The 12489-nt window shown below is 64.1% G+C and carries 13 protein-coding genes, 1 tRNA gene and 1 pseudogene; 5 read left to right on the top strand and 10 right to left on the bottom strand.

Annotated elements, in window-relative coordinates; translation table 11 throughout:
• Window positions 1-5: 5 nt before the first annotated feature.
• Together CXY71_RS17050 and CXY71_RS17045 are read right to left on the bottom strand one after the other, a co-directional pair.
• Complete coding sequence (locus CXY71_RS17050; protein ID WP_233204692.1) at window positions 6-1064, bottom strand: glycosyl transferase; 1059 nt, start codon at window positions 1062-1064, stop codon at window positions 6-8.
• Between the two features lie 85 nt (window positions 1065-1149).
• Entirely contained in the window at window positions 1150-2580 is a 1431-nt protein-coding gene (locus tag CXY71_RS17045; protein ID WP_104138142.1) for an O-antigen ligase, read from the bottom strand.
• Between the two features lie 281 nt (window positions 2581-2861).
• On the opposite strand from CXY71_RS17045, the gene CXY71_RS22475 reads away from it, so the two are divergent.
• Entirely contained in the window at window positions 2862-3380 is a 519-nt protein-coding gene (locus CXY71_RS22475) for a DapH/DapD/GlmU-related protein (protein ID WP_304481837.1), read from the top strand.
• A gap of 18 nt (window positions 3381-3398) precedes the next feature.
• On the opposite strand, the gene CXY71_RS21240 is transcribed toward CXY71_RS22475, so the two are convergent.
• Window positions 3399-3665, bottom strand: a complete 267-nt coding sequence (locus tag CXY71_RS21240; RefSeq protein WP_158253142.1) for an ElyC/SanA/YdcF family protein — start codon at window positions 3663-3665, stop codon at window positions 3399-3401.
• An 85-nt stretch (window positions 3666-3750) separates the two neighbouring features.
• Here CXY71_RS21240 and CXY71_RS21235 point away from each other — a divergent pair, with 85 nt between their 5' ends.
• Window positions 3751-3912: a hypothetical protein gene (locus tag CXY71_RS21235; RefSeq protein ID WP_158253141.1), complete on the top strand. Its 162-nt coding sequence runs from the start codon at window positions 3751-3753 to the stop codon at window positions 3910-3912.
• A gap of 59 nt (window positions 3913-3971) precedes the next feature.
• On the opposite strand, the gene CXY71_RS17030 is transcribed toward CXY71_RS21235, so the two are convergent.
• The 4 genes and pseudogenes from CXY71_RS17030 to CXY71_RS17020 form a co-directional block, all read right to left on the bottom strand.
• Window positions 3972-5081, bottom strand: coding sequence for an acyltransferase family protein (locus CXY71_RS17030; protein ID WP_104138134.1), 1110 nt, complete (start codon window positions 5079-5081; stop codon window positions 3972-3974).
• A 14-nt stretch (window positions 5082-5095) separates the two neighbouring features.
• Window positions 5096-5893, bottom strand: a complete 798-nt coding sequence (locus CXY71_RS17025; RefSeq protein WP_233204691.1) for a hypothetical protein — start codon at window positions 5891-5893, stop codon at window positions 5096-5098.
• Window positions 5894-5899: 6 nt separating this feature from the next.
• A pseudogene (locus tag CXY71_RS22740) lies at window positions 5900-5974 on the bottom strand (twin-arginine translocation signal domain-containing protein); the annotation flags it as partial.
• Window positions 5975-6025: 51 nt separating this feature from the next.
• Window positions 6026-6502 carry a VanZ family protein gene (locus CXY71_RS17020; protein ID WP_104138128.1) on the bottom strand — a complete coding sequence of 159 codons (477 nt, stop codon included), beginning with the start codon at window positions 6500-6502 and terminating at the stop codon, window positions 6026-6028.
• A 200-nt stretch (window positions 6503-6702) separates the two neighbouring features.
• Between CXY71_RS17020 and CXY71_RS17015 the strand changes: the two genes are divergently transcribed.
• The gene (locus CXY71_RS17015; RefSeq protein WP_104138125.1) at window positions 6703-7725 is read left to right on the top strand and encodes a hypothetical protein; all 1023 of its coding nucleotides are present in this window, start codon (window positions 6703-6705) and stop codon (window positions 7723-7725) included.
• Window positions 7726-7888: 163 nt separating this feature from the next.
• On the opposite strand, the gene CXY71_RS17010 is transcribed toward CXY71_RS17015, so the two are convergent.
• From CXY71_RS17010 to CXY71_RS17000, 3 genes are all read right to left on the bottom strand, one after another.
• Window positions 7889-7962 (bottom strand) — tRNA-Pro (locus CXY71_RS17010).
• A 78-nt stretch (window positions 7963-8040) separates the two neighbouring features.
• The gene (locus CXY71_RS17005) at window positions 8041-9033 is read right to left on the bottom strand and encodes a metallophosphoesterase (RefSeq protein WP_104138122.1); all 993 of its coding nucleotides are present in this window, start codon (window positions 9031-9033) and stop codon (window positions 8041-8043) included.
• Entirely contained in the window at window positions 9030-11603 is a 2574-nt protein-coding gene (locus tag CXY71_RS17000; protein ID WP_233204690.1) for a transglycosylase domain-containing protein, read from the bottom strand. Before CXY71_RS17000 ends, CXY71_RS17005 begins: the two co-directional genes overlap by 4 nt.
• Before the next feature lie 71 nt (window positions 11604-11674).
• Here CXY71_RS17000 and CXY71_RS21520 point away from each other — a divergent pair, with 71 nt between their 5' ends.
• Both CXY71_RS21520 and CXY71_RS16995 read left to right on the top strand, forming a co-directional pair.
• Window positions 11675-11842 carry a DUF4177 domain-containing protein gene (locus CXY71_RS21520; protein WP_199184350.1) on the top strand — a complete coding sequence of 56 codons (168 nt, stop codon included), beginning with the start codon at window positions 11675-11677 and terminating at the stop codon, window positions 11840-11842.
• Window positions 11843-11844: 2 nt separating this feature from the next.
• Complete coding sequence (locus CXY71_RS16995) at window positions 11845-12315, top strand: RidA family protein (protein ID WP_104138116.1); 471 nt, start codon at window positions 11845-11847, stop codon at window positions 12313-12315.
• Window positions 12316-12489 lie beyond the last annotated feature (174 nt).

Genomic DNA, 12489 nt, shown 5'->3' with positions numbered 1-12489 from the left:
CGCGGTCAACGGATGCTCCGGCGGGGCCGACCGGTCAGCTGCAAGGCCCGCAGGTAGGTGCCGTAACTCTGCAGCCCCAAAGTCTTCCAGTCGCGACCGTCGAGGTGGGGGCGGGGACGGGAGCTGGCGGCGCGCATCTGCTCCAGGGTCTGGTGCAGGATCAACGGCGTGAGCTCACCCTCGTACAGATAGATCCAGCCGGGGCCGACCTCCTCGGCCAGGGCCAGATTGGACGGTGTCGTGGGCACGAGTACCGGCCGATCCAGGGAGAGGGTCACCAGTAGAACGCCCGAATTGTGCATTTCTCGGTAGGGCAACACGACCAGTTCGGCCTCGCCGACCTCGACCACGAGTTCCTCGTCAGAGACGAAGTACAGCACCGAGCTGATGCGTTCGTCCTCGGCCTGTTCGGCGGTGATGACCGCGTCGAGGCCGCTGGACGGACGGCCGACGATGCGCAGCGTCAGATTCGCGCCCGGAACCGACCGAAACACCTGCAGCAGGGTTTCGACCCCCTTATAGGGTCGAATCAGTCCGAAATAGAGGATGCGTCCCGGCACGGAGTTCGGCAGCGGCATGCCGGCAAAGCGGTCCCGATAGTGGCCGTGCAAAATGGTGACGGCCTTGGACTCCGGTTCGATCGGAGTGGTCGGATTCAGTCGAATAACGAGCGCCGTACGGGCATCGAGTGCCTCGAGGGCTCGGGTTTCTGCGTTCTGTCCGGCCTCGTGCGGGGTGAGGTTGTGCATGGTGCGAACAATCGGAATGCGCTGCAGCCGCGCGCGCAGCAGCAGTGCGTAAAGGGCGGCGCGACGAAGCTTCGCCTTGAGCGGCCGGGGAGCGCGAATAAGCAGCTCCGGCCAGTGCACGTGCAACACGTCGTACCGGCCCAGCAGCGCGGTGCGCCAGGTAAAAAACCGCATGGTTACGGCCTGCGGAGCACCTTCGACGACCTGGTTGACGTAGCGCGTGGTGCCATCGGGTGCACTCAGCGATTGCAACACGGTGATTCTTGTCGTGACCGCACCTGTCGAGCCCGTGCTTGTCGCGGCTATCGTCTTCACGCCCATACCCCTTACGGGCCGGCAGAAAATACCGGCGGTAATTGAGAATCTGTCGGTTTAGAGTAGCGTGCCAGCCGGCGGCACGTTAGACACGCGCATACCCCCGTTTGGGGCGAGCGAGCGACCGTCGTGCCGGCGCGGTGCGTAGCTCGGCGGCGGCATCCGTTTTGCCCGGATTCAGCGTCAGAATCAACAGGCAGCCAAGCAGCAGGTGCATCGGGCGTAGGGCGTCGATCGCGTTGAATCCGGTGATACAGACGGTATACGCGACGAGAGCGGCCGCGGCCCCGACGGCACGTTGGGACAGCGCGTGCGCCACGGCCGAGCCGATCACGAGCAGAAACAGGAGCACTCCGGGCAGGCCGATGCTGATCAGCAACTGCAATAACGAATTCTCGATCGTGACCTTGTTGAACAGGCGCCCGGTGATGCCGGAGGTGCCAGGCCCCGACCCGATCCAGCCTGTCAGATTCGCGGCCTGCAGCGACACCCAGACGCCGAGGTCGCGGGCCTGTGACGACAGTTCGGCCTCGATCGAGTTGTTGCGGGCGGTAAAGGCATCGAACTGGAACAGCGCGACGATGCCGACAATCACGAGCGCCGCGAGCAGCGCGAACTTACCCCAGCGCTTTTCGCCGCGCAGCACGAGCGACACGAAATAGGCTAAACCGATAGCGATCGCCGCAGACAGGATAGCGCCGCGCGAGACCGTAGCGACGAGGCCGAGGCCGCTTAGGACCGCGGCGACAAGGGCCGGTTTCGAGTCCTCGCGCAGCCAGACACCGATCCCCAAGGCGCAGGCGACGGCAAAAAACAGGCCGGCGAATAGCGGATGCCCAAACGACGCGGTCGCGCGATACACCGACCAATGCTGGCTGTCGCTTAGGCCGAACACCGTGTACAGCGTGCCCCAGATCGGATTGGCGCGCAGTGCCCCCTCGATCAGGGCGTACGCTCCGAGCGAGGCGCCGAGCAGAAGCCAGACTCGCCGAATCCAGAAGGCCTCCCGGCTCGCGGTGTCGATGACAAGCGGAAGCAACGCGGCGGCGCTGAAACTGATAGTCCAGCCGAGGCTCGCCTGCAGGTCGGAGCTGCGCAGCAGCGTGAACAGCGACCAGACCAGAAAGAGCACCGCTAAGTAGCGGGTGGCCGACTTGAACGGGGCTGGTTCCCGCGTAAGCGGCTCGTTCGCCGTCGTGGTGACCAGCCGGCGCAGCGCCCAGACGACGATGATCATGGTGGTCAGCGGCAGGGCACCGATCGGGCCGTCCTGGGGAAGCACGCGGGCCGGAATGAGCGCAAAGGTGACCAGTGCCACGGCCGGCAGAATATGCACGGGCAGCATGAACAGGGTGACCGCGGCAACGAAGGCGAGCAAGGTCAGCGGAATCACGATAAAGCCGAGACTGGCCACGAAGCGTGGCAGTACCAGGCTTGCCACAATGACGAACAATGCGGCAAGCGCGCTGATGATGATCGACGTGCGGCGCAATCGCAACATGGTGGAATCGAACATCGGCCGCCTTTGGGTGATGGCGCAGGGTGATGGCGCAGGGTGATGGCGCAGGGTGATGGCGCAGGGTGATGGCGCAGAAACTCTGCGCGGGGAATGCTCGGGATAGAGCCGCAGCGCTGTTGATGCGATTAGCCGCAACGATAACACGTGAACTTTCCTCAGCGCCAGCAATGCGGCAGGAAAACCGATACTTTAGGCGGGTCAGGCTGCACACGCCTCGAAATGTGCAAGATGCTCCCGCACCGCACCGCACCGCACCGCCGACGAAATGGAGCCCCACGGTGAAATTGTCCCGACTGACCTATAAGATTCTGCGGCGCTCCCATGGCCGGGTGTACGCGATTCGAACGCTGGGTGTGCAAATCGGCAGTGGATGTCGCATCCTCTCTGATATCGCCACAACCGAGCCGTGGCTCATCTCGGTCGGTGACCGGGTGACCATCAGCTCCGGGGTTACCTTCATCACCCACGACGGATCGGGCTGGCTCTACCGCGACGAACGAGGTCGCCGCTTTCGCTTCGCGCCGATTCGGGTGGGCTCGGACGTGTTCATCGGTGCCGGCGTGACCGTGCTGCCCGGGGTGAGCATCGGCGACCGCTGCGTGGTGGGCGCCGGGTCGGTCGTGACGGCGTCGGTGCCGGACGGTACCATCGTGGCCGGTGTTCCGGCCCGCCCGATCAAGTCCTGGCCCGAGTTTCACGCAGCGCTGAGTCAGTGGCCGGCCGAGTCCGACATGGTGGGCCAGAGCTACCGGGAACGGGTCGATTCGATCGCCGAGGGGCTGATGGCGCGGCGTTGACCGGTTCAGCAGGCGCGTTCAGCAGGCTGGAGTCAGCCAGGCGTTGATGAATCCGGCACTCTGGTACCCGAACTGGTACACCCACTTAGGCGGATCCATCGGCTGCGCGGCACCGATCACCGCGAGCGCCCCCGGGTAACAGCGGGAGATCTGCAGGCGGGCCCGACTCACGTGATAGCTCGAGGTGACCACGATCACGCGGTTCCAGCCCTGAGCGCTCGCCAAGGCAGCGATGGCTTCGGTCTCGCCGCGGGTGCTCGTGGGGTGCGGGTCGAAACATTCCACCTCGATCGCCGTGCCCGGCACCGCCGGGTCGCGCGCACAGGTTGGCCGGGCGGGTGTCCCCGCCGAAGGCGTCCGAAATGAGCACGTGATCGCCGTATCCTGCCGCGGCCAGATCGAGGGCCTTCTGCACGACGGCCGCGCTCCCGAGCCCGCCGAGCACGACAATGGCGTCGGCGCTGCTCGGAGCGTCTTCGCGCGGAAACATGACCGTTCGCGTGGTGACGGCCACGAGCCCAACGGTCAGTAGCACAAATCCGGTCAGCAGTACGAGGGCACGCTGGCGCCCGGCGCGGTGGTGCGGCGACCTCACTCGCTGCGCGGCAGTATCCGCTCTGCCGGGTCTGCTGCTTCTGCTAAGGGGGATGCCGCTGCCTCACCCGCCGCCGGCGCCTGTCCGGCAAACCAGGTCGGCACCGCAAACGCGTAGCGCAGCAACGGAAGGTCGCGCATCAGTCGCCAGAGGAGCAGCGACGTGGCGACGGCGAGGCCGGCGACGACTGGGGGGAGTGCCGGGCCGAGGCGATCGAGCCAGGCTTGGCCGCGGGCGAGCAGCAGCAGGCTCGTGATCAGGGACACCAGCAGTACGTGCACGACGTAGATCGGCAGGGTATTTCTACCGACATAGGCCAGCCAGGCCATGGCGTGAAAGCCGACCAGGAATCGGGCTACGAGCAGGCCGGCGCCGAGGGCGAACAGGCTTACCACGACGAGCGTGCCGGTGATGAATGGCAGGCGCGCGTCCATGGTGAGAATGAGCCCGGCCAGCACCAGAAAGGCCGCGCCGAAGCCGAGGCCGAGACCGAGCGCGCCGAGGCGGCTGGGGCGGTTGACGAAGGTGAGGATCCATTCGCGCAGGTAGCAGCCGAGTAGAAAGAACAGAAAGTAACGGCCGAATCCGTTCCAAGCGATGTTGCCGGTGTCGGCGCGAGCGAAGAACAGCACTGAGAGCACAGCGGTGCCGCCGATCTGCACTCGCCAGTCGATGCGAGAGCGCATGAGCTTGGCGGCGACGAAGAACAAGGCCAGCGCGTAGAGAAACCACAGGCCGTTGCTCGGGCGCACCGGCGCGAGCAGCAGGTCGATCGGATTGGTCTCGTCGAAGCGGGCCGGATTGGCCAGGAGCGAGAAATAGCCGAAACGAATGAGGGTCCACAGCAGAAGGGCCCAGACCAGCAGGCTCAGCCGGGTTCGCCAGAGCGCCGGCCAGCTGCGTTTGATGATCGCGGCAGCAAACAGACCGGAAGCGAGAAAAAACAACGGCATGCGAAACACGATGAAGATCAGGTTGATCTTGTTCCAGAACTCTGGCGCGAGACCGGAGAGCACCGTCCACTGCACCGCGTGAGCGAGGGCCACGAGCAGGATCGCGATGCCCTTGGCCCCGTCAACCCAGTCGACCCGCCTGCGTTCCGCCACGAACTATCTCCCTGCTAGATCGACCACTGTGCAAAGGTTTTGATCATGTCGGTGTGAGCGAAGCCGGGGGTGTCGTGCGCGAGCGTGTGGTACATCACCTCGGCGGATATGGCGACCGGCGCGATTTTCTTGATCAGGGCGAGGCCGTTCCTGCTCGGGATGACCACATTGTCGGGGTGAGCGTCATCGGAGACGAGCACCTTCACCCGACTGTTTTTCCACGGGGTGGCGCTGATCCGGGCCGGGTTGGTGCCCTTGATCAGGGTGAGATCGTTGTTGTATGCGTCGCCGACGTGGGCCTGGTTCTTGGTGTCGTAAGCGTAGAGCCATTCGTTGTCGTAGAGTCCGTTGACCATGTACAGGCCGCGAATATAGGGTATGAGCTTCTTGCCGTAGGTGTAGCAGGCGAGGGATCCGCCAAACGAGGTCGCGCGTAAGAAGTTGCGGCGCACGGTGTACAGCGCGTTCAGGTAGGTCCAGGCATTCTTCTGGGCGTTGGTGGCGACGGAATTGGTGTACTGGGTACCGCCGGCATTGATGCAGATGGCGATTGCGTTCTGGTCGACCACGAGTTCGCCGGGGTACTTGAAACCACCGTTGAGCGCGTTGTGCGAGCTGGAGGCTGCGTGGTAGAACCAGACGGCCCCAATAGAGGCCGTCGAATTGCGCGACACGGTCTGGGGAATGAACAAGCGGGCGCGGTCGCCGCTGATGTCCACTTCAATATTGTCGTAGAGTTTTTTTCCCTTTTGGGTGAGCACGTTCGCCGTGCGTGATACCTCTCCGGGTAGTGGTGGAGCAGTGACAGCCACTGCGACGGGCGCGCCCAGCGCACCGAGCCCCAACGTTGCTGCACCAGCGGTTGATAATGTGAGAAACCCTCGACGATTCATTCTGCCGAAGATAGCAGAGAGATTCTTTGAGGTCCAACCCGAATTTCGCGATCAGGTTGATCGGGCCACCTCGTCCGACGGATGCGTTGGGCCGAGGGCTACCCGCAGCACGACGGTCGCGAGCAGGGTTCCGAGCAGGGCGCCGAGACTGTTGGCGATCACATCGTTGACAGTGGCGAATCGTTCCGGCAGAAAGACGAGTTGGCCGAGTTCGATGGTGCAGCTAAGCAAAGTGCCGATCAGCGTGCCGATCCACCAGCGACGGGTACCGGTGAGCAGCACGACGAGCAGGCCGACCGGAATGAACAAAGCGATGTTGGCACTGAATTCAATGCTCTCGTAGTCGAACCAGGCCGGCACTCCGTGCGCGTGCAGCCACAGGACGACCGAAGAAAACGATCCGTGCAGGCCGCGGTCCACCGGGGTCGGCCAGAACGCGATCAGGGTCAAGGCAGCGAGGTAAGCGAGAGCCATCCCCCCTGCGGCGCGGCGCAGCAGGGTGTGCCGACGTCGTCGGTTTGCGGTCATGACATCTCCTGATTGCCGGCCGGTTTGAGTCGGCACGCCGACTAGCCACTATGCCCTACATTTCGGGCCGTGAACGCCCGGTCTAGTCCGACTGGGGCCTGTGAAATTCGGTGAAGTGGAGGTTTAATGGCAGCCCACCGCGCACCCCCGTTGCGCTGCTGTCCCGTTCCACAAGCAGCCCCTCCCGAAGGAGGATTGTTGTGGTCAGAGCCAGGCATGTTCCGCTGCACCGGCTGGTGCTCATCACGCTCACGGTCGGCCTGGCGGCCTTTGCGCTGTCACCGCCCGTCGTCGCCGGTGGCTCCGAGAAGGACGCCGCACCCTCATCGCCCGCCGCGCCATTGTTGGCCGAATACACCTACAACGCCGCCGTCGAGACTTTCACGGCCGACCGCGCGCAGGCTGTTCGCCGCATCGACTCCGCCCGCGCCGATATCGCTGCTGCCGAGCTGGCCTGGCAGTCGAGTGCGGCCATCATTGGCGAGAGCGCGGCGCGCACCGAACTTCGTCGGAAGGTTGACAGTGGGCTGAGCCGGGTGGATCAGGCTGTTCGTGAGCTGGATCGGGCGAACACGATGAGCGATTTCTCCCAGGCCAGCGCCGAGCATTTCATTTCCCGGCCCGACCTGGCGACGCAGACGGTCGTGCTGGCGGGCATCCGCTTTGATCGGGCGACCGACCTGGCCGACCTGCAGCTATCGTTGACCGCGTGGGAGCGGGTCGTGGCCGAGGCGGTTGCGGCCTGGCACGTGGAACAGGCGCGGTTGGCGGCGGAAGAGGCGGCGCAAGTCGAGGCACGGGCGGAAGCGTCTCGGATGGCGGCCGAGCAAGCAGCCCGGTCGGCGGCGGCCCAGGGGCCGGGAGTTGGCCGGTCGGCCGATGCAGCGACCTCCGTTTCCTTCTCCAAGTTGGTGTGGACGGCGGGTTGGCAGAGCGAGATTGATGCCTGCCAGGGCGCGGTCGATATCGGCGCACACTACGGGGTGCCGGTCATCGCCGAGCATTGGTCGTGCGGTGGATCACGGTTTCCGCGGGAGGGCAGCACGATTACCCTGACCGGGGCCGCCGGCGGCATCTATCGCGTGGGGTCGGTCGCCGCCGTGCTGAACGTGGCCGCCGACACAGCGGATGACGTGCCGCGCGGGTTCGACTTGCTCTACCAAACCTGCATCAACGGCTCGAGTGCCACCATGTCATTCACCGAGCTGACCCGTATCGGCTAGTGCAGGCGTGTGGTTTGCCCCTTGTCGCTGCTCGAACCTGCCGAGAGTCACATCGACCAGCGCTGGCAATCTGCGGTTCTTGGCAGGAGTGACGCTGACGTCGACAGACGATCCCACAACAAAACCCCCACTCCAATGAAGTGAGGGTTTTGCGTTGCTGCTGTCGGGGTAACAGGATTTGAACCTGCGACCTCGTCGTCCCGAACGACGCGCGCTACCAAGCTGCGCCATACCCCGATGGCCCTTGGGCCTTGATCAGTATAGGCGCTTCAGCGCCATCCTGACGAATTGAGCAAGCAGCCGGGTGGCCCGGCTTTAACCTGCGCAGAGGGTGAGCAGGGTTGCCTCGGGCGGGCAGGCGAATCGCACTGGAGCGTAAATCGACGTTCCCAGGCCAGCCGAAACGTTCAGAAAGGCGGTACGCAGGCCATGGTTCCAGGTACTGAGGCCCTTCACCTGGCGGCGGGGAATGTCGCAGTTGGTCACGAGCGCTCCGAAACCGGGCACGCAGACCTGGCCGCCGTGGGTGTGCCCGGCCAGAATCAGCTGGGCGCCGTGGTTGATGAAAGAATTCAATACCCGCTGGTACGGCGCGTGAACGACGCCGATGGTCAGCGTGGAGCGCGGGGCTGCGGCCTCCTCGGGGTCGGGCCAAACGTCGTCACCGAGTGGATCGTTGGCCCGCAGGTCATCGATCGCGCGGGTGATCAGGTCGAGCCGGTCGCGCCCGATGTGCGGGTCGTCGACACCGAAGAATTCCACGTGCGTGCCGTTGAGATCGAGCGACTCTGCAGCATTGTTGATGTCGGTCCAGCCGAGATCGGCGAACACTCGACGCAGCGCATCGGTGTCGAGTTCTTCCCGACGAATAATGCGCCGGCTGGACGGCCCGCCAAAGTAGGTGAACGGGTTTTTCAGCTGCGGTCCGACGTAGTCGTTGGAGCCATTGACGAAGACACCGGGGATACCTCGGAACGGCGCGAAGGCATATTCGATGCCGGTGACGCCGTTTTTGTGTCCGAGGTTGTCGCCGGTATCGACGACGAGGTCGGGCTTCAGCGCGGCGAGGCTGCGCACCCACTCCTGCTTGTTTTTCTGCCACGGAGCCATGTGCAGGTCGGAGAGGTGCAGCACACGAATGGGTGCCGAACCCGGCGCGAGTACCGGAACGCTCACCTCACGCAGCGTGAACCGGGTGCGCTCGATCACTGCGCCCCAAGCGAAGGCGGCGAGGCCGACCGCGCCCGCCGCCGCGAGCGACGTGCCGACGAGCCGCCCGCCCTCACCGCGGTGATGAAACGCTGTCATTCGTTCTTCTTGTCGGTTTCGGGTGTCTTAGGGACCGTGTACTTTCCGATGACGATCGTCACGGTATCGCCGGGGCGACTGGCCGTACCTTCCCCCGGCTGCACGGCAACGACGTTGCCGTCCTGGGCCTTGTCCGTTGTGATCTGTTCGGTTTTAGCCACCGTGAAACCGTACGGAGCGGCGGTGAGCGTGCTGCGGGCATCCGCTTCACTCTTGCCGATGACGGTAGGTATGGTGACGCCGGTGCCATCACTCGAGTAGGCGGTGATGCTCGAACCGCGAGTGGAGGAGGACCCACCGGCCGGGTCGGTGTTGGCCACGGTGCCGGCCGGCAGCTCGGAGCTGGTCACGCCGCCGTCGACGAAGAAGAAGCCTGCTGCTTGGATGGTGGATCTGGCATCGGCCATGGATTTACCGCGCACGTCGGGTACCGGAACGGCGACCGCGTTGATCACGCTCGACGTGGCCTCCGGAAAGTCATCTCCGCCGTACTTGGCGTTGGCGACACTCATGACGTCCGGCCAGACGTAGTGGCGGACGAGGGACGCCGTGACGCCGTTGAGTGTGGTGAAGCGCTGATTCTTGGAGTCGCCGCGCACGTTGACCACGCCGACAACGGTGGCAACCTTGCTGCTGGCTCCGCTCATCCAGGTGTCTTTGGCCTTGTCAGTGGTTCCGGTCTTGCCGATGATCGGTACCCGGGGCGAAGTGCGCGCGCCCGAGGCGGAGGCTGTTCCTCCGCCGGTTGTCGTGGTCGCCATGGCGTACTGCATTCCGGCGGCTACTTCCGGCGAAACGGACTGGGTGCAGGTCGATTTGGGCACGGTAAGTTCGGCTCCGTCAGAACCGATCATGCTGCGAATAACGATGGGAGTGCAGGTCGTGCCGTTATTGGCGATGCCGGCGAAGGCGACGGCCATGGTCAGCGGGGCGATGTAGTTCGTGCCGATGAGCGAAGATGCGTTCTGGCCGAGCGCGCCGCCGTCTGCCGCGTGCACATCGAAGGCCTCAGCGGTGTTTTTGATGCCGCACAAGTCGAGCTTCTTGGCCATCCCGACGAAGCCGGTGTTGATCGACCGGGTGGTCGAATGAAGCGCCGATTCATTTGGGCCGCCCTCGCCACCGTCATTACGAGGGGCGAACGTCGTGCCGTAACTCTGCGGACCGAGGCAACTGTCCTGGAAAGTTCCCCAGTCCGACTTGACTCGTGAGTCAACCCGTTCGGTCAGGGCGTGCCCCTCTTTGAGCCACTCGGCCAGCGTGAAGACCTTATAGGTTGAACCGGGCTGAAATCCGGCCGAACCGCCCGTGGCGTAGTCCGTGTTGTAGTTAATGCTGGTGAAGTTGCTGCCAGAGGGCTGCTCCGCCTGGCTGTAGTCCTTGTTCTGCGCCATAGCGAGCACCTCACCGGTACCGACCTTAACGCTCGAGACGATCCCGCCGACATCCCAACCGGGATACGACTTGGGGACGTACTTGTTCAGGGAAGTTTCGGCGGCAACCTGCAGTTCGAGGTCAAGTGTGGTGTAGACGTCGAATCCGCCACGCTGGAAGTTCGCGAGGCGCGTCTCAGCATCCGCTCCGAAGGTGGGATCAGACTTCAGAATCTTGGTGACGTAATCACAGAAGTAGGCGCTGCCTCCGGCGGTCTGGCAGCCGGTGCTCGGCACGGTGATGACGGGCTCAATCGGCGCGGCCACAGCCGCGTCGTAGTCGGCCTGAGTGATCTTGTCGTATTTGAGCATCTCGTTGAGAATGTAGTCGCGCCGAAACTTGTTGTCGGCGTAGCCGTTGGCCGCACCGTTGGTTTCGCTGTCGGGGCGGTCGAGCTGAAACTTGACCGGGTTGTTCACGATCGCCACCAGGCTCGCCGCCTGCGGCAGAGTCAGGTTGAGGGCGGTCGTGTTGAAATAGTAGCTCGCGGCGGCTTCGATGCCATACACCGTTCCGCCGTAGCCGGCGATGTTCAGGTAGCCGCGAAGAATGTCTGCTTTTTCATATTTCTTCTCCAGCCCGATGGCGAGGCGCATCTCGCGCAGCTTGCGGTCAGCAGTAGGTATAGTGGCGTCTTTATAGCAGGCCTTGGCCTCGTCGGCGTCGGTCATTACCTCGCACTTTTGAATGAGCACGTTCTTCACATACTGCTGAGTGATCGACGAGCCACCGCGGGTGTCACCGCCGGCCAGGGTCTGCACGGCACCGTTGAAGCTGGACTGAATGTCAACGCCACCGTGCTCCATAAACCGCGGGTCTTCACCGGCGATGGCGGCATCCTTGGCGAACTGGCTGATGGCGTCAGAGGCCACTTCGACCCGGTTCTGCTCGTAGAACGAGGCGAGGAGCTGGCGGGTGCCCACCGGATCTTCAGGGTTCGACGATGCGTAGATGTTGCTCTTCTGGGAGAGCCGATCGATGGAGAGGTACTCGGGCAGGCTGTCGAACACATTGATGGTGTTCGTGGCGGCCATGCCGGACAGGGCAACGGCTGGGGCGACGGCGGCGGTCACGAGAATACCGGCGACGGCACTCATCCCGACGAGACCCAGGAGACCCCCCAGAGCCCCGCTCACAGTTCGATTTTTGGCAGACATAGACTTGAGCGTAAGCGACAAATCTGAAAGCCCGCCTCAATAGGAGTCACATGCCCGCCTGGGAATACCTCACAACGCCGTTGATGATCCACAATACGGCCGCCATTCTGAACAGCTGGGGCTCTGACGGGTGGGAACTCGTACAGGTCGTACCCGGTCCAGAAGGTGGCCTCGTTGCCTATCTGAAACGCCCACTCGCAGCCAAGGAAGGGGCATAGCCGTGTCGAAGATCGAAGCGCGCCTGGCCCAACTGGGCCTTGAACTGCCGAGCGTCGTGCCGCCGGTCGCCGCCTACGTGCCCGCCGTGATCAGCAACGGTTGTGTCTACACCGCTGGCCAGCTGCCGATGGTGTCTGGTGCGCTGCCCGCGGCCGGCAAGGTCGGCGACGGCGACGGCCTGGTTCCAGCTGCTGATGCCCAGGACTACGCACGCACCTGCGCGCTCAACGGCCTCGCGGCCATCAAGAGCGTGATCGGTTCGCTTGACCGCATCACCCAGGTGGTCAAGGTCACCGGCTTCGTCGCCTCCGACCCCGCGTTCACCGGCCAGCCGGCCGTGGTCAACGGTGCCTCGAACGTTTTGGTCGAGATCTTCGGCGACATTGGCCGCCATGCCCGCTCCGCCGTGGGTGTTGCAGTGTTGCCGCTCGATGCTCCGGTCGAGATCGAGTTCGTCGTCGCCTTCGCCTAAGCGCGTTTCTGGCGCGCCGGCGCATCCGCCGTAAAACGGATGCCGGTCCGCGGTGGCGACTTCAGGAAAAATGCGACGGCCGCGTCTAGCGCAGCCCGCAATTACGGGGTGCCGGCACCCGGGTTTCCTGAATTAGCCACCGCAAAGAACTGAGGCCGCTCCCTGGTGGGGCGG

Origin of the sequence: Cryobacterium sp. Y62, assembly GCF_002929785.1 — a bacterium.
Classification (GTDB): Bacteria; Actinomycetota; Actinomycetes; order Actinomycetales; family Microbacteriaceae; genus Cryobacterium.
This window is presented reverse-complemented; position numbering and strand designations above follow the sequence as displayed.

Coding starts and splice junctions, on each gene's coding strand:
- CXY71_RS17045 (WP_104138142.1), bottom strand. CDS start 2,580: ATGTTCGATTCCACCATGTTGCGATTGCGCCGCACGTCGATCATCATC.
- CXY71_RS17020 (WP_104138128.1), bottom strand. CDS start 6,502: ATGACCGCAAACCGACGACGTCGGCACACCCTGCTGCGCCGCGCCGCA.
- CXY71_RS17005 (WP_104138122.1), bottom strand. CDS start 9,033: ATGACAGCGTTTCATCACCGCGGTGAGGGCGGGCGGCTCGTCGGCACG.
- CXY71_RS21520 (WP_199184350.1), top strand. CDS start 11,675: ATGCCCGCCTGGGAATACCTCACAACGCCGTTGATGATCCACAATACG.